Below are 22,308 nucleotides of genomic sequence, written 5' to 3' on the forward strand. Positions count from 1 at the left end.
CTCGAACGTCCCACCGACATCACCCCGCCGGAATCGGCCACCACCGAGGCGACATCAGCCGGAACGGAGGTCGCCTGAAACACCCCAATCCACAGGTATTGACAATTCCTCCCCTGTCAGCTGTCACGAGCCTGTACCGGTGGCGTAGTGTTCGAAAGAGGTTGAGTTAACAGCCGCCCGGAACTACGTCAATGACGTGCGAGGCGCGCGAGCTCCCGCACTGTACGGGCTTACCCACTTGGCGTGATCCACAGTACGAATACTCGTTCACTGATGGAGTCACTATGTCTGTCACAAGCACAGATCAGTCCGAGCGTCCGGCTGCGTTGCATTCTCGTGATTGCCACACCGCACGCTTCACCACTCACTGGCCCGATGCCACCGTCGGGATCATCACCGTCCAGGGCGAACTCGACGCGTCCAACTCCGCTGCCTTCGCCGACCATGTCGATGAATGCGCGGCCGCCGGCACCCATCTGGTCCTGGACCTCAGCCCACTGCAGTTCTTCGGAACAGCCGGCTTCTCGGCACTGCACACGATCAACGTCCGTTGCGCCAACGCCTCGTCGCGGTGGGCAATGGTGACCGGCGACGCGGTATCCCGACTGCTGCGGGTGTGCGACCCGGACCATACGCTGCCGGTCGCCGACTCGATCGTCGAAGCGATCGCACTGCTCGACGGGGAACCTCGTCGACTACTCCAGCTGGTCGCGGAGCCGCGCTAAGGACTTGGCCAACAGCCGCGAGACGTGCATCTGGGAGATGCCGACGCGCTCGGCGATCTGGGTCTGAGTCAGTGATTCGAAGAATCGCAGCAGAAGCACGGTGCGCTCCCGCTCCGGCAGCGCTTCCAGCAACGGACGCAGCGCTTCGCGGTTCTCGATCTGATCCAGGCTCAGGTCGACGTCACCCAGCGTGTCGACGATCGCGGGTGCGTCGTCGTCGCCACCGCTGCCACCGCTGTCGATCGACAGCGTGTTGTACGAGCTGCCCGCGACCAGGCCTTCGACGACCTCTTCGCGTTCCATGCCGAGCTCCTCGGCCAGTTCGGAAGCGGTCGGTGCGCGCCCCAATCGCTGGGACAGTTCCGATGTGGCCGCACCCAGCCGCAGGTGGAGCTCCTTGAGCCGGCGCGGCACCTTGACCGACCAGCTGTTGTCGCGGAAGTGACGGCGAACCTCGCCCATGATCGTGGGCACCGCGAAGGACACGAAGTCCGAACCGGTTTCGACGTCGTAGCGGATGACGGCGTTCACCAGGCCGACACGGGCCACCTGGACCAGGTCGTCGCGCGGTTCGCCACGACCGTCGAAACGACGGGCGATGTGGTCGGCAAGCGGTAGACACCGCTCGACGATGCGGTCGCGGTGCCGCTGGCGCTCCGTCGATTCGGGGTCTAGTTTCGCGAGCTCCCGGAACAGGTCGGGAACGTCCGCGTACTCCGAGTTCGCCCTTGGTGACGAACTGTTCGTGGCTCGGGGAGTCACTGCCCGGAGCCCGCCCGCCTCGTGGTCAAGGTGATGCCGAAAACCTGCCCGTCGCTACTGGGCTCGTGACCGTTGTGGAATGTCTGCACATCGTCGGTCAGCGAGCTCAGCACGTGCCAGCTGAAGCTGCCGGGGGTGACCACGTCGTAGGTGTCGCAGGTGGTCGAGGCCTCCACGACGACCACGTCGTCGTGGGCGTCCACCACCACCACCAGCGTCGCGTCCGGTGACGCCGAACGGATCAGCCTGGTGCACGCCTCATCGACAGCCAGCCGCAGGTCGGCGACGGCGTCGAAATCCAGGTCTTCGAACGTGCCGACCGCGCCGACCACGGTGCGCAACACGGCGAGATTCTCCAACCTGGCGGCAACCCTCAACTCGACGGCGCTGGTGCCTCGCTGTGCCGCGCCACCTCGGCTTTCGGCATCGGTCATCTGGCCTCCTGGCGATGTCGACCCGACACTACCCCAGTTCAGAGAGCTGCTAGCCACGGCGTTGCGCCGACCGAATCGGCCGGATTACCGATGCATACACGGATGGCGGAAGCGAGCACAGCACTGCCCGGGAAGTCGTCGTCATGATGGGTCCCTGGTACCCACCAAGCGGCTCGGGTCAAACCTGACGATCGCAAGTTCCTGGTCGACATCGGCCCATTCCAGGACGCCTGACCGCGAAGGTCACCGCCCGGCTGATACCGACCCGACACCGACCGCTGATCCGCTGACGGCGTCATCGCCTGCGCCAGCGTAAATTTCGATCCCGGTAGGCCGAAAGTCGAAGTCGCTGGGCCGAAGCCGAGCTCGTCGACCGGGGTAGATTGGAAAAGATGACCGATCGGGACTCATTCCCCGACGACGTGCCCATCGCCGATATCGTCGAGCAAAACCGCAGTGCGGCAGGCGCGGCCGACGCAGACGATGTCGACGGAGATGACAGTGCGCTGATCGATGACGCCCTTCCACCGCTGGAGAGCGACGAATCAGATTGGCAGGAACAACACCAGGTCATCGAAGATCCGGATCCGGACGAGTTGCGTTGATCACGCCATGTTTGGCCCAATAGGCCCCCCGGGTACAAGCCCACCCGAGGAAACGCAACCTCAGCAAAGGGGGTAGGAGATGTCGAGCGCCGCCGCGGCGAGAACCGAAGTCGACGACATTCGGTTCTTTCGACCCAGTCGGTCCTGCGCCTACGAAGGCTGGACCGTCGCTGAGCTCAAGAAGAGGGCGAAGCAGCTTGGGATTTCGGGGTATTCCGGGCTGAGCAAGGAAAAACTGATCGCACTGATCCGTAGTTATTGACCGGAAGGAAAGATTCATGGCCGACGACAACAACAGCGGACCGGAAGAGGCAATCAAGGGCGTCGTCGAGGACGTCAAGGGCAAGGCCAAGGAAGTCGTGGGCACAGTGACCGGCCGCAACGACTTGATCAACGAAGGCAAGGCCCAGCAGGACAAGGCCGAGGCACAGCGCGATGCCGCCAAGAAAGAAGCCGAGGCAGAGGCGGCCCGCGCCGGCGCGAAGGCCGCCGAGGAGCGTCAGAAGGCGCACCAGTAGCACCATTCTTCTACGACAAATGCCCAGCGGATCCGCTGGGCATTTGTCGTAGAAGAGTTTAGTTCGCGGGAACCAGGGCCGCCGCGGCCAGAACGCGAACGCGGCGGCGATGGCCAGGATGACCGGGGCACCCATGCCCAGCAGCGTGTGTTGAACGGGTCCGCAGGCGGCGGTGTCGAGTCCGGCCGCGCCGCTACACGTGGACACGGCGCCGCCCACCAGGAATCCGACACCTGCGGCAACGGCCGACAAGGTGAATCGGATAGCCGCACCCACACCGTCTTCGGCCGACCCGAACCGGACCGACCCTGGCCGTCCCCGCGCTTGCCGCATCTTTGCTATTTGCCCGATGCGGGCCCGGGTAAACGTTGCGGGACAGCCGAATCGAGCGACGGTCAGCGGCCCGACAGCTCCCACACGCTGGCCGACATCCGGTCGGTCATCCTCGTCACCGTGACCTGGCCGCCATCGTCACCCTGGCACGCCATCGCCTGCACGATGGCGTTGTTGCGCAGCCTGGCCTCCGCGTAACAGGTCCAGTCGAACGGGATACCGATCTGCTGTTTGCTCCACCGCACGGTGTCGGCGTTGATCTCGGGAACGGTGAACTTCCACGCGGCATCGCCGCCGGTGCTCAACGCCCGCTGGCCGTCGCAGGCCTTGGCGTTCTTGGTACCGGCGGCGAACTGCGCTGCCGCCGCCCCGGCATCCGGATAGATCGCGACGGCCTCGGCCACGACGTGGTCATGCCTGTCACCGTCGGTGAAAAGCAGGACGTGCAATCCCAGCGACTGGTCGCCGAGAAAGGCGGCCATGCCGGCGGCGTCGAGCGCCGAACACGCGGGGACTGCCGAGGAGCCGGGTATCGGCCGGGACTGATCGGCCTCCGTCTGCAGTCTGACGCCGACGATGTCGCGCAATTGCGCCGGGCCGATCAGCACCTGGTCGGTGTCATCGGCGCGCAGCGGCGTGATGCCCTGGGCCGGATTAGACACCGCAACGCCTGCGACGCTGTGCGCGCACCCGGCGAGCACCACCGCCGCCGCACCGAGGATCGCGGGCAACCGCATGTCCCGAATGCTAGACCGCCGGCGGCAATACCTCTCTGAGGGCAGCCAGTGCGCGGTCGATCTCCGCGCGGGTCACGGTCAACGCGGGGCGGAACCGCACACTGTCCGGACCGCTGCCGAGCATGATCACCCCGCGATCCCACAGGGCGCTCAGCACGGCGTCGCGGCGCTCGGTGGACGGCAGGCTGAAGGCGCACATCAGCCCCCGGCCCCGCACGTCGCGGACGAGGTCGGGCAGCTGCCGGGCGAGGTCGTCCAGCCCGGCGAGCAGGTAGGCGCCCAGCTCGGCGGCGCCGGCGAACAGCTGTTCGGCCTCGATGACCTCTAATATCCGCCGGGAGCGCACCATGTCGACAAGGTTTCCGCCCCAGGTCGAATTGATCCGGGAGCTGACCGCGAACACGTTGTCGGCGACTTCGTCGACCCGCCGGCCGGCCATGATCCCGCATACCTGCGTCTTCTTGCCGAACGCGACGACGTCAGGGGTGAATCCCAGCTGCTGGTGGGCCCAGGCGGTGCCGGTGATGCCGCAGCCGGTCTGCACTTCGTCGGCAATCATCAGCGCGTCGTACTCGTCGCACAATTGGCGCATCGCGGCGAAGAACTGCGGGCGGAAGTGCCGGTCGCCCCCCTCGCCCTGGATCGGTTCGGCGATGAAGCAGGCGATGTCGTGCGGGTGGGTTTCGAATGCCTCGCGGGCCTGTCGGATGGATTCGGCTTCCAACGCGTCCATGGCCTGGTCCCTCAAGCCTGGGCGAAGGTAGGGAGCGTCGATGCGCGGCCAGTCGAATTTGGGGAATCGGGCCACCTTGACCGGGTCGGTGTTGGTCAGCGACAGGGTGTAGCCACTGCGCCCGTGGAAGGCACCCCGCAGGTGCATGACGCGGGTGCCCAGCGCGGGATCGATCCCGTGGGCTTCGTTGTGCCGGCTCTTCCAATCGAAGGCGACCTTCAGCGCGTTCTCCACCGCGAGAGCACCGCCGTCGACGAAGAACAGGTGCGGCAGGTCGGGGTCGCCCAGCACCCTGGCGAAGGTGTCGACGAATCGCGCCATCGGCACGCTGTACACGTCGGAGTTGGACGGCTTGTTGATGGCGGCCTGGGCCAGCTCGGCACGGAACGCCGGGTCGTCGGCGAGTGCGGGATGGTTCATGCCCAACGCCGAGGAGGCGAAGAACGTGAACATGTCGAGGTACCGCTTACCGTCGCGGGCGTCGACGAGCCAGGAACCCCTCGACTGTTGCAGATCGAGGACGAGATCGAGCCCGTCGGCCAGGATGCTGCGGGCCAGAACGGTACGGACATTTCCAGGTTCGACGACACGGCCCCGGTCGGTAGTTGCCCCCGACAACACGTCATCTCGCGATAAGAGTTCCGTCATTAGGCGATCCTATCGTAATTTTTCCTTCATAGCAGCCATGTAGCAGGAATGTTTACACTCAATAGGCCGTAGTACCTCCGACGCGTGCGGGTCACTTCCAGCAGGTACGGTTTTGGTCATGTTGCTCACCGCGCCGCTGCGTGCGGGCATGGCGGTGGCTGGCCTGGCCGGATCGGCGGCCCTGCTGGGCGGCGACACCGCCGTTCGCACCGGTGCCCGGGCACTGAACGCCATACCCGGTGTCGGCCAGGTGAGCCGCTCGGTCGTCAACATGGCAGTCGAGGCGATCGGCGGACCGCCCGCCCGCCGAAGCAGCAGGCACGGCACCCGCCGTTGGATCGAAGTACGCGGTCTGAGCGGTCCCGACGCGGATGCCATCGCCACGGAGGTGCTGGCGGCGCTCCGGGAGGTACCGGGAGTCACCGACGCGGTCATCAACGCGTCGGTATCGCGGGTCGTGGTCACCATCGGCCCGGACGGGGTATCCGAAAGCCTGCGGGCGGTGGTCGCCGAGGCCGAGCGGCGGGCGCGCACCGAACCGCAAGGCGCCCGGCACCGTCCGATCACACTGCCGGGTGACGACGAAGTTCTGGTAGCCCGCACGTTCGGCGCGGCCGCGGCCACTGTCGGGCTCGGCCTGTCCCTGACCGGGCAGTTACTCCGGATGCCCGGCCTGCCCGACCTCGTCTCGGTCGTGCCGACGGTGGCCGACCACATCCCCGTCGTGCGCCGTCAACTCGAACGCAGACTCGGCCATGACGGCACCGATCTGCTGTTCTCCGTGACGAATTCGCTGGTCGCCACCCTGACCGTCTCCCCCACCTCCGCCGCCGCCGAGGCCGCCGCCCGGGCGATGCTCGCTGCCGAGGCGTGGAACTCCCGGCTAGCGTGGCGCCGGCACGAGCCGCTGCTGGCCGACAGCATCCCGACCGGCGGCGCCCCCAGGAGGGGAACCACCGAGTTCGCCGAGGGCGACGCCGAGGACTACGCGAACAGGGCCGGCTGGATCGGTGTCGTGGCCGCCGCGGCGATCGGCGCGGTGACCCGCAACCCGGCGATCAGCGGTGCGGCCGCCCTGGTCGCCGCGCCGAAGCCCACCCGCGCGACCCGAGAAGCGTTCGGCTGTGCGATGACCCGCGGCCTGATCAACCATCACGATGCGCTGGTGATCAGGCCTCGTGCCCTGCGGGCGCTCGATCGGGTGGATGTCATCGCCATCGACCCGCGCACCCTCTACACCGACGACCTCATGATCGGCCGCGTTCGCGGGGTGGAGAACTCGCATCGCGAGAGGGCCTGGGAGGCTGCGCAAGTCGCCCTCCGCGAGGGAAAGCTCACGCCGGGCTGGCATCCGCTGGCCAAGATCAAGGGCGCCGGCCGGGCGGGCGAGGCGCTGGTGAGTCCCGTCCGAAAGCCCCTGGCAAGCGCCCTGGTGAGCGAGGCCCGCAAGACCGGCGCGCGGGTGGTGTCGGTCGATGACGACGGTCTGCGCTCGCTGGCCCAGGGCTTCGACAAGCTGTACCCGATGGGTGATTCGCTGGACGACGCACTGGCCGGCCTGGTGGCCGAGCTCGGCGCCGACGGCTGCACCGTGGCGTTGCTGACCACCTCGGCGATGGCCGCCCAACACGAGGCCGATATCACTGTCGGCGTCGCCCACGGTTCGGTACCGCCCTGGGGTGCCGATGTTTTCGTTCCCGACCTGCCCGCGGTGTGGCGGGTCCTGCGAGCCATTCCCGTCGCTCGCTCGACCGCCGCCAAGGGCGTGCGGCTGTCGATGTCGAGTTCGGCGATCGGCGCGTTGATGCTGATTCCCGGTGTTCCGGGCTACGGTCCCGAGTCGGTCAATCTCGGTGTGCTGGGCGGACTCTGGGCGGGTTTCAACTCGGGCAGCAAGCTTTTCGCCGACCCGCTGCCGGTGCCCGAGCCCGGGCACGACTGGCATGCGCTGTCGACGGCCGAGGTGCAACGCCTACTTCCCCGCCCGCCGGCCATGTCCGACCAGCCGCACAGCGAGCCGTCTCCGCTGCTACTGCCGATCCGGGCGCTGAACCAGGCCCGCAGCTCCACCTGGACGTTGCTGCGCGAATTCGCCGGCGAGATGCGAAGCAACCTGGCCGATCCGATCACACCGATCCTGGCCACCGGCGCGGTGGCCAGTGCACTGCTGGGCTCCCCGCTGGACGCGGTGCTCGTCGGCGGTGTGCTCCTCGCCAACGCGGCCCTCTCCTCCGAACAGCAGCTGCATGCCGAACGGGTGCTGCGGCGCCTGATGTCCGTTCAGGATCCGTTGGCCCGCCGCCGCGTCGGCGAGTTGGCCGGACACCACAGCGAACACATTGCCGCGGCAAGTCTCCGACCCGGCGACGTCATCGAGGTGCGCGCCGGTGAGGTCGTGCCGGCGGATGCCCGCCTGCTCGAGGCCGGCGACCTCGAAGTCGACGAGTCCACGTTGACCGGTGAATCACTCCCGGTGCCCAAACAGACCCTCCCGACGCCGGGCGCGCCGCTGGCCGAGCGCGCCTGCATGATCTACGACGGCACCACGGTGGTGGCCGGCACCGCGCTGGCCGTCGTCACCGCGGTGGGCCCGATGACCGAGATGCGCCGCGCGCTGGCCATGGCGCCGACGAAGTCCCGCGAGATCGGCCTGCAGCGACAACTGAGCCGCATCACCAACCGCGCGCTGCCCTGGAGCCTTGCCGGCGGTGCGGCGGTGGGTCTGTTCAGCGTGCTGCGTGGCACACCGCTGCGCGAGTCGGTTGCCAGCGCGGTGGCGCTGACCGTCGCTGCTGTTCCCGAGGGTCTGCCGCTGGTGGCCACGCTGGCGCAGCTGGCGGCCGCGCGCCGTCTCACCAACGAGTCCGTCCTGGTCCGCAACGCGCACTCGGTGGAAGCGCTGGCGCGCCTGGACGTGGTGTGCTTCGACAAGACGGGCACACTGAGCGAGAACCGGTTGCGGGTGAAGGCGGTGCGGCCGCTGACCGGCTACACGGAGGAACAGGTTCTGCACGCGGCGTTGTCCACGTCGTACTCGAGGCACAAGCACCGCGTCGAGCACGCCACCGACGACGCGATCCATGAGGCCGCCGGGCCGCAAGAGCTGGCCGCTCGCGATGCGTTCCTGCCGTTCCAATCCGGTCGCCCCTTCGCCGCGGCATTGACCGGCACCCGGCTGACCATCAAGGGTGCACCCGAGGTGCTGTCGTCCGCGCTGGCCGACGACTCCCGGCGGCTGGACAAGCTGATCGCGGGCATGGCGGCGGAGGGCTTGCGAGTGCTGGCGGTCGCCGAGCGCGAGCTGAGCGCCGACCAGGCCGCCGCCGCGGTCGCCGACGCCGCCGTGATGGAAGAACTCTGCCGCTCCGGGCTCACGCCGTGCGGCCTGCTCGGGCTCGCCGACACCCCCCGCCCGAACGCGCGCGCACTGCTACAAGAGCTGACCGAACGCGAGATCGGCGTGCGGCTCATCACCGGAGACCATCCCCTGACAGCGACCGTCGCAGCGAACGAACTGGGTTTGGACGTCACCACCGACCAGGTCATCACCGGCTCGGAATGGGAGGCGTTGTCGGCTGAGGAGCGGACCGACGCGGTGCTGTCCCACGTGGTCTTCGCGCGGATGGCACCCGAGCACAAGATCGACGTGGTGCAGACACTGGAGCGGGCGGGTCTGGTCACGGCGATGGTGGGCGACGGCGCCAACGATGCGGCGGCGATCCGGGCGGCCAGCGTCGGTATCGGGGTCGCCGCACGTGGCAGCGATCCGGCCCGCACCGCCGCTGACGTGGTGCTGCTGGACGGGAAGATCGAAGCTCTCGTCGATGCCCTCGATGAGGGCGAGCAGCTGTGGCATCGGGTGCAGTCCGCGGTGTCCATGCTGCTCGGAGGCAACCTGGGCGAAGTCGCGTTCGCCCTGCTGACCAGTGTGGCGACCGGCCGTTCGGTTCTGAACGCCCGGCAGATGCTGCTGGTCAACATGCTCACCGACGCGCTACCGGCCGCGGCGCTGGCGGTCAGTCCACACGACGGTACCGAGCAACTGGACCGCGACGAGTCGGCGATGTGGCAGGCGATCTTCATCCGTGGCACGGCCACGACGACCGGCGCGACGCTGGCCTGGCTGATGGGGCGAATGACGGGAACCCAGCGCCGCGCCGCCACCATCGCGCTGATCGGTCTGGTGTCCACGCAGCTGGCACAAACCCTGGCCGACTCCCGTAGCCCGCTGGTCGTCGCGACGGCGGGCGGCTCGTTCGTGGCGCTGGCCGCTCTGATCAGCACCCCAGGTGTGAGTCAGTTGTTCGGCTGCACTCCGGTGGACCCGCTGGGCTGGGGCCAAGCCTTCCTCGCCACCGCGGCGGCCACCGCCGTCTCGGCGTTGGCACCCGGGGTGCTTGAACGGCTCGGCTCGGGGTTTTATCGCCTAGTCGTCGACGACGACGATGCCGGCCCGCACGAGGACGGCGTAGATTTCCCGAACCGGCGGCGTCAACAGCCGGACACCGGCCAGGACGAGAGCGTCTGGTCCGGTGAAGCGGAGCATATCGGTCACGAGATCCAGGACAGCCCAAGCCCGTGACCGAATCGGGACCCGAGAGTGAACAGGACACGAACATGTTGTCAATGACGCGGTCGCTGGTGGCGGCTCAGCGCGACGCCTCGCGCCGGGTCGCCGAGGCACGCAAGTTCTCGATCCGGCTACCGCTGATCGGCGCGGTTCGGGTTCCCCCGCCTGACCAGCTGGCCTTCTATGCGGTGCTGGGCGGGTTGGCCGCCCTGGAGCTCATCGACTGGCCGCTGGCGGTGGCGATGGGTATCGGGTCGGCCGTGGTGGCGCGCCACCTGAGCGATCTGGAGAAACGCGAGGCCAGCGTCGAGGCGGCCCTGGCCGCCCCGGCCATGGCGCCGGCGGCACCGGCCGAACGACCTCCGGCCAAGAAGGCACCCGCCAAGAAAGCCGCCAAGAAGGCGGTGAAGAAGGCGCCAGCCAAGAAGGCGGTGAAGAAGGCGCCGGCCAAGAAAGCCGCCAAGAAGGCCGTCAAGAAGGCGCCACCCCAGCATCCCTAGGAATTAGATCGGCATTTTCACGATTTGGCCGTAACTATTCCGGTAGGTAGACTCGATCACTGTAAAATGTGTTTAGAATGATGGTGCTTCGGGTACGCACGTTTGCGGCGGTTCGGATCTGTTGGAGCAGGACTTCCAGCGCCCGCGGCGACTCGACGCGCACGAACAGGACGTAACTCTCCTCGCCGGCCACCGAATAGCACGCCTCGATTTCGGCGATGTGCTCCAGGCGGGCGGGGGCATCATCGGGTTGGGAAGGATCGAGAGGGGTGATCGCCACGAACGCCGAAAGCATGTGCCCGAACGTTTCGGGGTCCACCCGGGCGCTGTACCCGGTGACCACACCGCGCGTCTCGAGACGGCGCACCCTCGATTGCACCGCCGACACCGACAGTCCCGTGGCAGAGGCCAGCTCGGCCAGCGTGGCCCTGCCGTCGGCGACAAGCTCACGCACCAGGGTGCGATCGACCTCGTCGAGACCGTGCGTCGCCTCTGCACTGTCCGCCATGGCCGCAGACTATCTCAGCTGGGCGGAGGGCAGGAGCGCAGCGACCCCGGAATTGGCAAGGCGGAGGGCAGGAGCGCAGCGACCCGGGAATCGACGTGCCTCGTGAGCGCACCTGACGTCGAGATCTGGCAGCTGCGGGCACGCTTCGCCGCCGCATTGTCGGCAATGTACGGAGCGGAGGTTCCGGCCTACACCACGTTGGTCGAGGTCAGCGAGGCCGTCAACCGCGATTTTGTCGCCACCCATCCGGACGCTGGGCGACTGGGCTCCATCGAACGAGTCACCGCTGAACGGCACGGCGCGATCCGCGTCGGCGCACCCGGCGAATTGACCGACGTCGCAGATCTTTTCGCGGCATTCGGGATGTATCCGGTGGGCTATTACGACCTCCGCGAGGCGGCATCACCCGTCCCCGTGGTGTCCACGGCATTCCGGCCGGTGGCTGCATCGGAATTGGCACGCAACCCATTCCGGGTGTTCACCTCGATGCTGGCCACTCGCGACGGTCGCTTCTTCGATGCCGACCTGCGTCGCCGAGTCGACGAATTCCTCAGCAGGCGCTCCCTGTTCAATTCAGAGCTGATTGCCGACGCCCGCCGGATCGCCAGCGACGGCGGCTGCAGAGCCGATACCGCAGAGGACTTCGTGGCTCGCGCGGCCGCTGCGTTCGCGCTGTCGCGCGAACCGGTCGACCGGGCCTGGTATGCCGAGCTGACCGCGGTGTCGGCCGTGGCCGCCGATATCGCCGGCGTGCCCACCACCCACATCAATCACCTGACCCCCCGCGTGCTCGATATCGACGACTTGTACCAGCGGATGAGCAGGCGTGGGATCACGATGATCGACGCGATCCAGGGACCACCGCGCTGGGACGGTCCCGACGTGTTGTTGCGCCAGACCTCGTTTCGCGCGCTCGCCGAGCCGCGACGCTTCCGGGAAGCCGACTCCCTGGTCACCGAGGGAACATTGCGGGTACGGTTCGGCGAGGTGGAGGCCCGCGGTGTCGCCCTGACCCGAAAGGGTCGCGAACGGTATGACGCCGCAATGGCGAGCGCCGATCCGGCCGCGGTGTGGGGCGACTACTTCCCCCGCTCCGATGACGAGATGGCCACCCAGGGACTGGCCTACTATCACCGCGGAGACCCCTCGGCCCCGGTGGTCTACGAGGATTTCCTGCCGACGTCGGCGGCGGGGATCTTCCGGTCCAACCTCGACACCGACACCGAAGCCGCCGCCGTGCCGGACGAATCCGGCTACGACATCGACTGGATGGCCGGCACGATCGGCCGTCACATTCACGACCCCTACGACCTCTATGACGCGACCGCCCAGGAGGCCCCCGCATGAGCACCGCTATCACAACCACCTCGCTGCCCACCGCCGTGGAGCTGCGCGCCAAAGTGCGCGCCTCATTCGACGCCGTCGGCGCCCGCGTCGAACTGGCCCAGCCCGGTGTGCACGGTCTGCAGGCGAGCACCCCGGTGACCGGTGACATCTTGTTCACCGTCGCCGAAACCACACCCGAGGAGGCTCACGCCGCGATCGCCAAAGCGGCGCAAGCCTTTTCGACGTGGCGCGCGACGCCCGCCCCGGTGCGGGGTCAACTGGTCGCGCGACTGGGAGAATTGCTGCGCGAGCACAAGGCGGAGTTGGCCACCCTGGTGAGCATCGAAGCGGGCAAGATCACGTCCGAGGCTCTCGGCGAGGTCCAGGAGATGATCGACATCTGCGAGTTCGCCGTCGGACTCTCCCGCCAGCTGTACGGCCGCACCATCGCCTCCGAACGTCCCGGGCACCGGCTCATGGAGACCTGGCATCCACTCGGCGTGGTCGGGGTGGTGACCGCATTCAACTTCCCGGTGGCGGTTTGGGCCTGGAACACCGCGGTGGCGCTGGTGTGCGGGGACACGGTGGTGTGGAAGCCCTCCGAACTCACCCCGCTCACCGCGATCGCCTGCCAGGCACTGATCGAGCGAGCCGCCGCCGACGTGGCCGCGCCGGGCGACGTGAGCCAGTTGCTGCTCGGCGGCCGCGAGATCGGTGAGGCGCTGGTCGACGACCCCCGGGTGGCGCTGGTCTCGGCGACCGGTTCGGTGCGGATGGGCCGGCAGGTCGGTCCGCGTGTCGCCGAGCGTTTCGGCCGGGTGCTGCTGGAACTCGGCGGCAACAACGCCGCAGTCGTAACGCCCTCCGCCGATCTGGATTTGGCGGTACGGGCGATCGTCTTCTCCGCTGCTGGCACCGCGGGTCAGCGCTGCACCACACTGCGGCGGCTGATTGTGCATTCGTCGGTGGCGGACACCCTCGTCGACCGGATCACCGCCGCCTACCGCACGCTGCCGATCGGCGATCCCGCGGCCGACGGTACCCTCGTCGGCCCACTCATCCACGAGACCGCCTACCGCGACATGGTCGGCGCCCTGGAACAGGCTCGCGCCGACGGCGGCGACGTCATCGGCGGCCGACGTCACCATGTCGGCGAGGCAAGCGAGGCGTTTTACGTCGAGCCTGCGGTGGTGCGGATGCCCGCGCAGACCGATATCGTGCACCACGAGACGTTCGCGCCGATCCTCTACGTGCTGACCTACGAGACCCTGGACGAGGCGATTGCGCTGAACAATGCTGTGCCGCAGGGCCTCTCGTCGGCCATCTTCACCACAGACGTCCGGGAGGCCGAGCGTTTCCTGGCCGCCGACGGCTCGGACTGCGGTATCGCCAACGTGAACATCGGCACGTCGGGCGCGGAGATCGGCGGGGCGTTCGGCGGCGAGAAGCAGACCGGCGGTGGCCGAGAGTCCGGCTCCGATTCCTGGAAGGCCTACATGCGCCGAGCCACCAACACCGTCAACTACTCCTCGGAACTACCGCTGGCCCAGGGCGTGCATTTCGGCTAGCCGCCGAGCAGGCTGAGCAGTTCCCCGCGGCCGATCTGGTTGACGAGGGTGGCGGCGTCGAAGTAGATGCGCTCGTTGGTGATCCGGTCACCTTCGAAGGAGAACACCGCGATGACCGGCACCCGGAACGCCTTGCCCGTCGGCGGCAATCCGTAGAACTCGCCGAGATTGGTTCCCAGCAGGTCGAACTCGACGATCACCGCATCGTCGGTGACGTGAAAGCGGGCGTTCTCGTGGCGCTGGTCGGGGAACGCGGTGCGGGTCGTCAGGTAGTACGTCATCACTTCGTCGTCGCCGTCGAAGACCTGTTTTGTCGGGACGATCTCGTAGCGCGGGTGGCCGTTGAAGGTGGCCAGGGTGCGATCGAACTCCTTGGTCACCTCGGTGTCCATGTGTTCTTTGATGACGTCGAGCCGGCGCCGGCGTAGTTCGTCGGTGATCATCGTCGACTCCTTCAGACTGTGCCGATCCCTCGTTCCACCGTTTCGAGGGCTTGCTCCACCATAGGACCGAGCATCTGCAGGCTGTCGCCGCAGCGGCTCCAGGCAGCCATCGCGGCGAAGATGGCAGCCGCGATCATGGCCGCGGTGACGGCGGCGCGCGGCTCGTCCTCGGGTTCGCTGAACGTGGTGGCCTTCAGGTGCCGTTCGATCTCCGCACCCAGCAGCGCCTGGACCCGCTGCATATGAACAGCGATCTGTTGTTCACTGAGCTCGCTGCTGCGCAACCGGGCCGTCTCGGTGACGATCCGGTGGTCCATCGGGAAGGCGTTCATGGCGGCCCGCACCGATCGGGTGATGGGCTCGCCCCGCGGACGTACTTCCAGCGCACGCCGGAACCACTCGATGTGATCGTCGTAATCGGCGAAGAGGACTTCCTCTTTGCTCGCGAAGTGGCGGTAGAACGTGCGCTCGGTGACGCCGACATCGCCGGCGATGTCGGTCACGGTGGTGCCGGAGATACCGTTGTCGGCGAACCGCTTGATGGCCGCCTCGATCAGCGCGCGACGGGTCAACTCACGGCGATCGACCCTGGTTGCGCCTCTCGGCATTCGAGAAGCATACCTGACATTTGAATGTCAGTATTGACATCATTGAGTCGTAAATGACATTGTCGAGCTCATGAGTGACTACGACGTGATCATCGTCGGCGCAGGACACAACGGACTGACTGCCGCCAATGTGCTTGCACAGCAAGGAAAACGGGTTCTCGTCACCGAGAAGACGAACTTTCCCGGCGGAATGGCCACCACCCGCGAACTGTTCCCCGGGTACCAGCACAGCATCGGGGCGTGGACGTTCATCGTCTACCGCGACGAGATGGCCAAGGCGCTCGGGCTGGCCGACTTCGGCTTCGAGCTGACCGACCAGTGGGCGTCGTTCTGCTCTTTCGGCGAGCCCGAAGACGTCCCCTTCATCGCGTTCAACGACCTCGAACGCACCGCACAGCACCTGATCGAGGACCACGGCACCGAGACCGCGATGGCCGTCGGCGCCCTGTACTCACGCCTGGCCCAGTTCGCGCCCTACATCGACGGCTCCCTGCACACCGAGCCGCCCAATATCTACCGCATTCTGGCCGAACAGCCCGACGCGACCACCCGCGAGCAGATGGCGAAGCTATGGTTTGGCAGTTGCATGGACACACTGCGCGAATTCTTCCCCGACCCGAACACGAACCGCACCATCACCGGATCGATGGCGGCGATGACGATCGACGGAACTCACCTCGGACCATTCACTCCGGGTGCGGGACCGTCGATGACCTTCCACTATCTCGCCGGTGGCGTCGCCAACTCATTCCGGATGCCCAAGGGCGGGGTCGGCGCGGTGAGCCGTGCGTTGGCAAGGCGCGCAGAGCATCTGGGCGCTGAGATCCGCTACAAGGCCATCGTCGAAGAACTCATCGTCGTCGACGGCACCGTCACCGGCATTCGCCTCAAGGGTGGTGAGACCGTGTCGGCACCGGTGGTGATGAGCACCGTCGACGCCCGCTCCACCTTCATCGGGCTGGCCGGGGCCGAAGCCAACCTGCCCGCCGACTTCTGCCGCCGCATCCGCGAAATCGACTACCGCAATGGCTATGTCCAGGCCCATCTCACCCTCGATGGGGAGCCCGAATGGACCGGGCACCTCGAGAAGTATGTCGCCGAACGCCATGTCGCCTCGACCATGGCCTACATCCCCTCCCCCGAATACGTCTCCGACGCCTGGCAGGAGTATCGCGACGGCAAACTGCCGAGCAATCCCGCTGTGTACATGTACGTGCCGAGCCTGGTCGACCCGTCGATGGCCCCCGAGGGCAAGCACACCGCCACCATTTTCATGCACTATTTCCCGCACAGCCTGCCTCCGGACGAGCACCGCACGCTCAAGGAGGCCTACGTCGACCGAGGCCTCGAGGTGCTGTCGCGCTTCTCACCCAACCTGCGCGACCTCATCACCAACCGCGTGGTATTCACCAACGACTATTTCGCCAAGACGTTCGGCATCACCGGCGGCGACTTCTGCCACGGAATTCTGCACACCGGACAGGTATTCGACGAACGCCCGGTGACCGGGTGGAACCAGTACGCCACCCCGATCCGCGGCCTGTACATGGCCGGCTCGGGCTGCCACCCTGGACCCGCCGTCAGCTCCCTGCCCGGCTGGAACGCCGCCAACCTCGTCCTCGAGGTCAGTGACGGGCCCGAAGCCCGGCTGCACACCGACCTCGAGGCGCTCGCCGCCACCGGAGTCTGACGTGGCGCTGCACATCACCGAGGAGTGCGTCAACTGCAACGCCTGCGAAGACACGTGCCCAAACACCGCGATCTCGCCGGGGCCGGAGATCTTCGTCATCGACCCCACCCTGTGCACCGAATGTGTCGGTTTCAACGGCGGTCCGGCGTGCGCGCAGGCATGTCCGGTCGACTGCTGCCTGCCCGACCCGGGCCGCGTCGAAACCGAAGATGCCCTGATCGACCGCGCACGGCGGCTGCACCCTGGCAAGCTGGACCACGTGGAGCTGACCGCGATGAACTCCCACTTCCGGTGACACCCGTCGCAGCGGCCGACATCGCGGTGCCCAGGCGCCCGGCCGATATCGACGCCGCGACGTTTCGTGCGCTGAGCGCACGCACCGACGTCACCGCGGTCCGGGTGGTCGACGAGAACCATGGCACCGCGCTGCGGGCGCGGCTGGAGATCGTCGGGCGCACCGACCTTCCACACACCGCCTTCGTCAAACTCGCGCCGGTGCGGCCGGCCGAACGGGCCTTCAACCGGTTCATGAACCTGGCGCGCAACGAAACTCACGTCTACCGGCTGCTCGGCGACGAACTCGCCGACATCATGCCGCGAGCCTACGGGGTGGCGGCCGACCGGCACGGCGGTCGGGCCATCGTCATCATGGAGGACCTCACCGAACGCGATGCGACCTTTCCCTCGATGGGGGCCGGTGCCACGGCCGCCCAAGCTGTTGCCGTCGCCCAGACGCTCGGCCGCCTGCACCAACGGTTCTGGATGACGGACCGATTCGCCGGCGGAGATCTGGCCCAGCTCAGCGCATCAGCGTCGCGCAGCACCCGGGCCGGACCGCATTCCTGGCACCTGTTGCGGACGATTCCCCGGGCGTTCAACGACATCGTCCCTCCAGAGTTTCGTCAGCGGGCGCGGATGCTGATCAAGAACCGTTGGGCCATCGCGAAACTGATGCAGGCTCATCCGCACTCCCTCATCCACGGCGACACCCACCTGGGCAACATCTGCTTCGTCGACGGGCGGCCCATCCTCTTCGACTGGCAGGTCGCATCCGAGGGACCCGCGGTGAAGGACCTGTCCTACTTCGCCTGCACGTCGATCGAGACCGGACTCCGCCGGTCGATCGACGACCAACTCGTGGACGCCTACGTCGACGCGCTGAACTCCGATGGAATCACTCGACTGCGCGCCGAGGAGGCCCGCGACGCATACCGGCTGTTCGCCTTCACCGCCTATATCGCGGCCGGGGTCACGGCTGCCTTCGGCCGCCGGCTGCAGGGCGAAGAGGCGACGCGATCAGGCCTGGACCGGGCTGTCGCGGGCGTCCGCGACCTCGGCAGCCTGGAACTGTTGCACCGCGATCTCACGCGGTGACGCTGTTGTACATGTGTCAGTATGTCCGAATGCCGGAACCACCCGTACGCCGCCGCCTGTCTCCCGACGACCGGCGCAGCGAGCTGCTCGCCCTGGGCGCCGAGGTGTTCGGCCAGCGCCCGTACGACGAGGTCCGTATCGACGAGATCGCCGAACGTGCCGGAGTCTCGCGGGCGCTGATGTACCACTACTTCCCCGACAAGCGCGCTTTCTTCGCCGCGGTGGTGCGCGCCGAGAGCGAGCGTCTGTTCGACGCCACCAACACTCCGGCCGCCGGAGGGCAGACGCTGTTCGATCGGCTGCGCGCCGGCGTGCTGGCCTACATCCGTTACGACGAGGAGCATCCGCACGGGGCGTGGGCGGCCTATATCGGGATGGGCCGTACCGACCCGGTGCTGCGCGGCATCGACGACGTGGACAACGAGCGCCAGATGCAGCGGATCATGGCCGCCATCACCGACGTGGTGCACGGCGACCTGGATTCGAAGGTCGAACGCGACCTGCGGGTGATCGTCTACGCCTGGCTGGCGTTCACGTTCGAACTGTGCCGCCAGCGCGTGCTGGATCCGTCGGTCGACGCCGACCATCTGGCCGATTCCGGTGCTCATGCCCTGCTCGACGCCATCGCCCGGGTACCGGGCATTCCCGAGGTTCTGGCCTCCTCGGCCCGCCTGCGCTAGAGCGTGGCGAAAAAGGCCCGGACATCCTCGACGAACAGGTCGGGTTGCTCGAACGCACCGAAATGGCCGCCTCGCGGCATGTTCGTCCAATGGGTGATGTTGTAGCTGTTCTCGCACCAGCTGCGCGGGGAGCGCAGGATCTCTTTCGGGAACCGTGCCACCCCGGTGGGTAGCTCGACCATGCCCTGCGCACCGAACACCGAGAAGCTCTCCCAGTACAGCCGGGCCGAGGAGGCCGCGGAGTTGGTGACCCAGTACAGCATCACGTTGTCGAGCAGTTCGTCACGGGTGAGCACGTTCTCGGGATGCCCGTCGCAATCGGTCCAGGCCCAGAACTTCTCCATGATCCAGGCGAGTTGTCCGACCGGCGAATCCGCCAATCCGTAGCCCAGCGTCTGCGGCCGGGTCGCCTGCTGCTTGGAGTAGCCGGAATCCCATTTCGCGTAGTACTCGGCGGCCGCCAGTGCGTCCTGTTCCTCTGGCGTCGGATTGTCGATGCCACCGCGGGGGAAACCGATCGGCATGTTGGTGTGGATGCCGATACATGTCCCGATATCGCCTGCCGAGCGGCCCCGGCTCCCACCATTGCGGCCGATCTGGGTGGTCACCGCGGCACCCCAGTCGCCACCCTGGGCGCCGTACCGCTGATAGCCCAACCGCGCCATCAGGACATCCCACGCGTCGGCGATCTTCTCGATCCCCCAACCGGCCGATACCGGCTTTCCGGAAAACCCGTATCCCGGCAACGAGGGGCACACCACGTGGAAGTCCTCGGTCAGCGGTTCGATCACCTTGGTGAACTCGACGACCGAACCCGGCCAGCCGTGCGTGATGATCAGCGGCAGAGCGTCGGGATTCGCGGAGCGCTGATGGATGAAATGGATATCGAGACCGTCGATCTCGGTGACGAACTGATCGAAGCGGTTGAGCGCGGCTTCACGTTGCCGCCAGTCGTAGTCATCGGCCCAGTAAGTGGCCAGCTCGCGGGTGTACTCCAGCGGGATGCCCTGGCTCCAGTCATCCACGCACTCCCGATCGGGCCATCGGGTCTGAGCGAGCCGGCCCCGCAGATCAGTCAGGACCTCGTCGGATACCTCGATCCGGAACGGACGGACTTCGGTCACCAGAATCCGAAGGCCGGGAAGCCCCAGAACTCCTCCTCGCCGGGGAACTGCTGCGGTGTCGCGTTGAGTTCGGTGTTGCCCGGTGTGGCACATTCCTCGGTCTGGCCGCCGCTGATGGAATCACCGCTGACCGTTTCGCACTGAGGAAGCTGCGAGTTGGTCCCCGTCTCGTCCGCCGCGGCGATCGGAGCCGACAAGATCGCGGCCGCGACCCCGATCCCGGCGGCGGGCAGAAGCAAGAAATGACGAATGCGTGGCATGAGGGACCTCCGTGTCGTTTCACTGATCGTAGCGAGTCGGTGTGGCTTCCAGATAGCTGTGAGTTGTCTAGACTGCCCGTATCGCCGAAACCACGACTTAGGAGCCGCATGAAGTCTGCAACTCATTCCCTCGTTCGCGCCGCCGCGGCGATCGTGGGCACCGGCGGGATCGTCCTCGGCGTGGCGGGAACCGCGGCCGCGGATCCGATCCCCAACTGCACAACAGCCGACGTGACCGCGGTGATGACGGGCGTGTCGGCGTCGATGACGACGTACCTGTTCACCCATCCTGACGTCAACGACTTCTTCACCAGTCTGCAGGGGATGAAGAAGTCCGACGTCAAGCAAAAGACCCAGGACTACCTCGCCGCCAACCCGCAGGTACGCGACGAGCTCAATGCGATCCGCCAGCCCGGTGTCGACCTTCGCAACCGGTGCAATATCCCGTTGAAGACCGAAATAGCGAGCGTCATTTAACTCCCGCGCCAACTTAAAGTGCCACTTGGCGCTTGTCGCGGGGCTAGTCTCGGCGGTCATGCGACTGGTGGTGGATCTCAACAAGTGCCAGGGCTACGCCCAGTGTGTGCCGCTGGCACCGGACGTTCTCCAACTCCTCGGTGAAGAGGCTCTGGCCTACGACCCCAATCCGGACGATTCGCAGCGCCAGCGGGTGTTGCGGGCCGCGGCGTCCTGCCCGGTGCAGGCGATCATCGTCGAAGTGGAACCGCCCGCCGATCGGGACACCAAATGAGCGCGACTTATCAGCTGGACGAGATCGTCACGAAGTTCCGCGCCGAGGGCCAGATCGCGATCGTGGGCGCGTCGTTGGCGGGTTTACGGGCAGCGGAGGCATTGCGGGAAAAAGGGTTCAACGGTTCGCTCACCATCATCGGCGACGAACCCCATGAGCCCTATGATCGCCCGCCGCTGTCCAAACAGGTGCTCAAGGGCTGGGTGCCGGCCGACCACACAAAGCTGCCCCGGCTGCGCCGGGTGGATGCCGACTGGAAACTCGGCGTGGCGGCTGTCAGCCTCGACCGGATCAACCACGTGGTCAAACTGGCCAACGGCGAAGACGTCGAATACGACCGACTGCTGATCGCCACCGGCACCCGGGCGCGGCCCTGGCCCAATCCCGCTGAGGGCGCTCTGCAAGGTGTTTTCACCGTGCGCACCGTGGAGGACGCCGCCGGTCTCGCAGCGGCGTTGAAGGCTCGCCCCAAGCGCGTGCTGGTCGTGGGCTCGGGCTTCGTCGGATCTGAAATCGCTTCGGTGTGCCGCGATCTCGACCTCCCCGTGACGGTGGCCGAGCGGGGCAAGGGGCCGCTGATGGGCGCGCTGGGCGGAGTGATCAGTGAGATCGCCGCCGGGATGATGCGCGATGCCGGAGTTGATCTGCGCACCGGCGTAGGCGTGGTGGGCCTCGACGGCGACGATTCCGGGAAGGTCCGCCAAGCCCGTTTTTCAGATGGCACCGTCCTCGATGTCGACGTGGTGGTGGCCTCGCTGGGCTCGATCCGCAATGTCGAGTGGCTCGACGGTGCCGGCCTCGCCGCCGGGCAGTGGGGCCTGGCCTGCGACGCCGGCTGCCGGGCCTTCGACATCAACGGCGTGGTGACCGACCACATCTTCGTCGCCGGTGACGTCGCCCGCGCACCCCATGTGCTCTACGACTACGAGTTCCTGTCCCAGGAACATTGGGACAATGCGGTTTTCGGCGCCCAAGTGGCCGCCAACAACATGATCCACCTCGAGGTGGGCCGTCGCCCGCACCTGCCGCTACCGTCGTTCTGGTCCGGGCAGTTCGGGGTGAACATCAAGAGCGTCGGGGTGTGCTCCTTCGGAGACGAGATCGTGTTCACCCAGGGTTCGCCGTCCGAACGCCGCTTCGCGGCCGCCTACGGCAAGCGTGGCCGCATCGTCGGCGCAGTCACCTTCAACCATGGCAAGTGGCTGCCCTACTACGCCTCGCTGATCGAGAAATCCGCGCCATTCCCTCCCCCGCCACCGGGCTACGACCTACCGGTGGACGCAGAGGTCACCCCCGCACGCTTCCCCGATCCCCGTGAGCCCGCCGGCAACCCCGACGTGATCCTCACCGGACACGACCCGACCGACCGGAATGCCGAGTTCCGGCCGCGCGCTTAAGGAAGATTCACGTC

General features: G+C 67.0%; 24 protein-coding genes. 15 read left to right on the plus strand and 9 right to left on the minus strand.

All coding sequences use genetic code 11. The features are described from left to right. The first annotated feature begins 284 nt into the window (after positions 1 to 284). Positions 285 to 725: an STAS domain-containing protein gene (locus tag ORI27_RS25405; RefSeq protein WP_265999910.1), complete on the plus strand. Its 441-nt coding sequence runs from the start codon at positions 285 to 287 to the stop codon at positions 723 to 725. Here ORI27_RS25405 and ORI27_RS25410 read toward each other — a convergent pair. After that, a complete protein-coding gene (locus tag ORI27_RS25410; RefSeq protein ID WP_265999909.1) occupies positions 696 to 1,487 on the minus strand; it encodes an RNA polymerase sigma factor SigF in 792 nt (263 codons plus the stop codon). The two genes, ORI27_RS25405 and ORI27_RS25410, sit on opposite strands and share 30 nt — an antisense overlap. Then, entirely contained in the window at positions 1,484 to 1,921 is a 438-nt protein-coding gene (locus tag ORI27_RS25415) for an ATP-binding protein (protein ID WP_265999908.1), read from the minus strand. The genes ORI27_RS25410 and ORI27_RS25415 overlap by 4 nt, the downstream gene beginning before the upstream one ends. Before the next feature lie 392 nt (positions 1,922 to 2,313). On the opposite strand from ORI27_RS25415, the gene ORI27_RS25420 reads away from it, so the two are divergent. The 3 genes from ORI27_RS25420 (at position 2,314) to mbp1 (ending at position 3,044) form a co-directional block, all read left to right on the plus strand. Then, the gene (locus ORI27_RS25420; protein WP_265999907.1) at positions 2,314 to 2,526 is read left to right on the plus strand and encodes a hypothetical protein; all 213 of its coding nucleotides are present in this window, start codon (positions 2,314 to 2,316) and stop codon (positions 2,524 to 2,526) included. A 79-nt stretch (positions 2,527 to 2,605) separates the two neighbouring features. Then, the gene (locus ORI27_RS25425) at positions 2,606 to 2,788 is read left to right on the plus strand and encodes a Rho termination factor N-terminal domain-containing protein (protein WP_265999906.1); all 183 of its coding nucleotides are present in this window, start codon (positions 2,606 to 2,608) and stop codon (positions 2,786 to 2,788) included. Between the two features lie 16 nt (positions 2,789 to 2,804). Continuing rightward, a complete protein-coding gene (gene mbp1 / locus ORI27_RS25430) occupies positions 2,805 to 3,044 on the plus strand; it encodes a microaggregate-binding protein 1 (protein WP_265999905.1) in 240 nt (79 codons plus the stop codon). Positions 3,045 to 3,439: 395 nt separating this feature from the next. On the opposite strand, the gene ORI27_RS25435 is transcribed toward mbp1, so the two are convergent. Continuing rightward, complete coding sequence (locus ORI27_RS25435; protein WP_265999904.1) at positions 3,440 to 4,114, minus strand: sensor domain-containing protein; 675 nt, start codon at positions 4,112 to 4,114, stop codon at positions 3,440 to 3,442. A gap of 10 nt (positions 4,115 to 4,124) precedes the next feature. After that, positions 4,125 to 5,495, minus strand: coding sequence for an L-lysine 6-transaminase (gene lat, locus ORI27_RS25440; protein ID WP_265999903.1), 1,371 nt, complete (start codon positions 5,493 to 5,495; stop codon positions 4,125 to 4,127). A gap of 118 nt (positions 5,496 to 5,613) precedes the next feature. Here lat and ORI27_RS25445 point away from each other — a divergent pair, with 118 nt between their 5' ends. Both ORI27_RS25445 and ORI27_RS25450 read left to right on the plus strand, forming a co-directional pair. Further along, positions 5,614 to 10,077 (plus strand): cation-translocating P-type ATPase, encoded by a 4,464-nt coding sequence (locus ORI27_RS25445; protein ID WP_265999902.1) that lies wholly within the window; start codon positions 5,614 to 5,616, stop codon positions 10,075 to 10,077. Between the two features lie 44 nt (positions 10,078 to 10,121). After that, positions 10,122 to 10,565: a hypothetical protein gene (locus tag ORI27_RS25450; protein WP_265999901.1), complete on the plus strand. Its 444-nt coding sequence runs from the start codon at positions 10,122 to 10,124 to the stop codon at positions 10,563 to 10,565. A gap of 34 nt (positions 10,566 to 10,599) precedes the next feature. Here the strand turns inward: ORI27_RS25450 and ORI27_RS25455 are convergent, their stop codons facing one another. After that, the gene (locus tag ORI27_RS25455; protein WP_265999900.1) at positions 10,600 to 11,073 is read right to left on the minus strand and encodes an Lrp/AsnC family transcriptional regulator; all 474 of its coding nucleotides are present in this window, start codon (positions 11,071 to 11,073) and stop codon (positions 10,600 to 10,602) included. Positions 11,074 to 11,175: 102 nt separating this feature from the next. Here ORI27_RS25455 and hglS point away from each other — a divergent pair, with 102 nt between their 5' ends. Both hglS and amaB read left to right on the plus strand, forming a co-directional pair. Beyond that, the gene (gene hglS / locus ORI27_RS25460; protein WP_265999899.1) at positions 11,176 to 12,420 is read left to right on the plus strand and encodes a 2-oxoadipate dioxygenase/decarboxylase; all 1,245 of its coding nucleotides are present in this window, start codon (positions 11,176 to 11,178) and stop codon (positions 12,418 to 12,420) included. Beyond that, a complete protein-coding gene (gene amaB, locus ORI27_RS25465; RefSeq protein ID WP_265999898.1) occupies positions 12,417 to 13,967 on the plus strand; it encodes an L-piperidine-6-carboxylate dehydrogenase in 1,551 nt (516 codons plus the stop codon). Before hglS ends, amaB begins: the two co-directional genes overlap by 4 nt. Here the strand turns inward: amaB and ORI27_RS25470 are convergent. Both ORI27_RS25470 and ORI27_RS25475 read right to left on the minus strand, forming a co-directional pair. Beyond that, positions 13,964 to 14,410 (minus strand): ester cyclase, encoded by a 447-nt coding sequence (locus ORI27_RS25470; protein ID WP_265999897.1) that lies wholly within the window; start codon positions 14,408 to 14,410, stop codon positions 13,964 to 13,966. The genes amaB and ORI27_RS25470 overlap by 4 nt on opposite strands. A gap of 11 nt (positions 14,411 to 14,421) precedes the next feature. After that, positions 14,422 to 15,018: a TetR/AcrR family transcriptional regulator gene (locus ORI27_RS25475; RefSeq protein ID WP_265999896.1), complete on the minus strand. Its 597-nt coding sequence runs from the start codon at positions 15,016 to 15,018 to the stop codon at positions 14,422 to 14,424. A 58-nt stretch (positions 15,019 to 15,076) separates the two neighbouring features. Between ORI27_RS25475 and ORI27_RS25480 the strand changes: the two genes are divergently transcribed. Genes ORI27_RS25480 through ORI27_RS25495 form a run of 4 tightly spaced genes read left to right on the plus strand, consistent with a single transcriptional unit; the run spans position 15,077 to position 18,762 of the window. Beyond that, positions 15,077 to 16,708 (plus strand): phytoene desaturase family protein, encoded by a 1,632-nt coding sequence (locus ORI27_RS25480; RefSeq protein WP_323055670.1) that lies wholly within the window; start codon positions 15,077 to 15,079, stop codon positions 16,706 to 16,708. 1 nt (position 16,709) lies between these two features. Next, positions 16,710 to 17,003, plus strand: a complete 294-nt coding sequence (locus ORI27_RS25485) for a YfhL family 4Fe-4S dicluster ferredoxin (protein WP_265999894.1) — start codon at positions 16,710 to 16,712, stop codon at positions 17,001 to 17,003. Beyond that, complete coding sequence (locus ORI27_RS25490; RefSeq protein WP_265999893.1) at positions 17,000 to 18,082, plus strand: phosphotransferase; 1,083 nt, start codon at positions 17,000 to 17,002, stop codon at positions 18,080 to 18,082. Before ORI27_RS25485 ends, ORI27_RS25490 begins: the two co-directional genes overlap by 4 nt. Positions 18,083 to 18,111: 29 nt before the next feature. Continuing rightward, complete coding sequence (locus tag ORI27_RS25495; protein ID WP_265999892.1) at positions 18,112 to 18,762, plus strand: TetR/AcrR family transcriptional regulator; 651 nt, start codon at positions 18,112 to 18,114, stop codon at positions 18,760 to 18,762. Here the strand turns inward: ORI27_RS25495 and ORI27_RS25500 are convergent. Further along, positions 18,759 to 19,886 carry an epoxide hydrolase family protein gene (locus tag ORI27_RS25500; protein ID WP_265999891.1) on the minus strand — a complete coding sequence of 376 codons (1,128 nt, stop codon included), beginning with the start codon at positions 19,884 to 19,886 and terminating at the stop codon, positions 18,759 to 18,761. The genes ORI27_RS25495 and ORI27_RS25500 overlap by 4 nt on opposite strands. Then, on the minus strand, positions 19,883 to 20,146 hold the full coding sequence (locus ORI27_RS25505; protein WP_265999890.1) for a hypothetical protein: 264 nt from the start codon (positions 20,144 to 20,146) through the stop codon (positions 19,883 to 19,885). The genes ORI27_RS25500 and ORI27_RS25505 overlap by 4 nt, the downstream gene beginning before the upstream one ends. A 108-nt stretch (positions 20,147 to 20,254) precedes the next feature. Here ORI27_RS25505 and ORI27_RS25510 point away from each other — a divergent pair, with 108 nt between their 5' ends. From ORI27_RS25510 to ORI27_RS25520, 3 genes are read left to right on the plus strand one after another with little or no spacing between them, the layout of a single operon-like run. After that, positions 20,255 to 20,623, plus strand: a complete 369-nt coding sequence (locus ORI27_RS25510) for a heme-binding protein (RefSeq protein WP_265999889.1) — start codon at positions 20,255 to 20,257, stop codon at positions 20,621 to 20,623. Between the two features lie 58 nt (positions 20,624 to 20,681). Next, positions 20,682 to 20,897 (plus strand): ferredoxin, encoded by a 216-nt coding sequence (locus tag ORI27_RS25515; RefSeq protein WP_265999888.1) that lies wholly within the window; start codon positions 20,682 to 20,684, stop codon positions 20,895 to 20,897. Further along, positions 20,894 to 22,294, plus strand: coding sequence for an NAD(P)/FAD-dependent oxidoreductase (locus ORI27_RS25520; protein ID WP_265999887.1), 1,401 nt, complete (start codon positions 20,894 to 20,896; stop codon positions 22,292 to 22,294). Before ORI27_RS25515 ends, ORI27_RS25520 begins: the two co-directional genes overlap by 4 nt. The last annotated feature ends 14 nt before the right edge of the window (positions 22,295 to 22,308 follow it).

The sequence above is a fragment of the Mycobacterium pinniadriaticum genome (assembly GCF_026242045.1).
Classification (GTDB): Bacteria; Actinomycetota; Actinomycetes; order Mycobacteriales; family Mycobacteriaceae; genus Mycobacterium; species Mycobacterium pinniadriaticum.

Bases quoted from the DNA above. Each gene is read 5' to 3' on its own strand.
- ORI27_RS25405 (WP_265999910.1), top strand. From the start codon at position 285: ATGTCTGTCACAAGCACAGATCAGTCCGAGCGTCCGGCTGCGTTGCAT.
- ORI27_RS25415 (WP_265999908.1), bottom strand. From the start codon at position 1,921: ATGACCGATGCCGAAAGCCGAGGTGGCGCGGCACAGCGAGGCACCAGC.
- ORI27_RS25420 (WP_265999907.1), top strand. From the start codon at position 2,314: ATGACCGATCGGGACTCATTCCCCGACGACGTGCCCATCGCCGATATC.
- ORI27_RS25425 (WP_265999906.1), top strand. From the start codon at position 2,606: ATGTCGAGCGCCGCCGCGGCGAGAACCGAAGTCGACGACATTCGGTTC.
- mbp1 (WP_265999905.1), top strand. From the start codon at position 2,805: ATGGCCGACGACAACAACAGCGGACCGGAAGAGGCAATCAAGGGCGTC.
- ORI27_RS25435 (WP_265999904.1), bottom strand. From the start codon at position 4,114: ATGCGGTTGCCCGCGATCCTCGGTGCGGCGGCGGTGGTGCTCGCCGGG.
- lat (WP_265999903.1), bottom strand. From the start codon at position 5,495: ATGACGGAACTCTTATCGCGAGATGACGTGTTGTCGGGGGCAACTACC.
- ORI27_RS25445 (WP_265999902.1), top strand. From the start codon at position 5,614: ATGTTGCTCACCGCGCCGCTGCGTGCGGGCATGGCGGTGGCTGGCCTG.
- ORI27_RS25450 (WP_265999901.1), top strand. From the start codon at position 10,122: ATGACGCGGTCGCTGGTGGCGGCTCAGCGCGACGCCTCGCGCCGGGTC.
- ORI27_RS25455 (WP_265999900.1), bottom strand. From the start codon at position 11,073: ATGGCGGACAGTGCAGAGGCGACGCACGGTCTCGACGAGGTCGATCGC.
- amaB (WP_265999898.1), top strand. From the start codon at position 12,417: ATGAGCACCGCTATCACAACCACCTCGCTGCCCACCGCCGTGGAGCTG.
- ORI27_RS25470 (WP_265999897.1), bottom strand. From the start codon at position 14,410: ATGATCACCGACGAACTACGCCGGCGCCGGCTCGACGTCATCAAAGAA.
- ORI27_RS25475 (WP_265999896.1), bottom strand. From the start codon at position 15,018: ATGCCGAGAGGCGCAACCAGGGTCGATCGCCGTGAGTTGACCCGTCGC.
- ORI27_RS25495 (WP_265999892.1), top strand. From the start codon at position 18,112: ATGCCGGAACCACCCGTACGCCGCCGCCTGTCTCCCGACGACCGGCGC.
- ORI27_RS25505 (WP_265999890.1), bottom strand. From the start codon at position 20,146: ATGCCACGCATTCGTCATTTCTTGCTTCTGCCCGCCGCCGGGATCGGG.
- ORI27_RS25510 (WP_265999889.1), top strand. From the start codon at position 20,255: ATGAAGTCTGCAACTCATTCCCTCGTTCGCGCCGCCGCGGCGATCGTG.
- ORI27_RS25515 (WP_265999888.1), top strand. From the start codon at position 20,682: ATGCGACTGGTGGTGGATCTCAACAAGTGCCAGGGCTACGCCCAGTGT.
- ORI27_RS25520 (WP_265999887.1), top strand. From the start codon at position 20,894: ATGAGCGCGACTTATCAGCTGGACGAGATCGTCACGAAGTTCCGCGCC.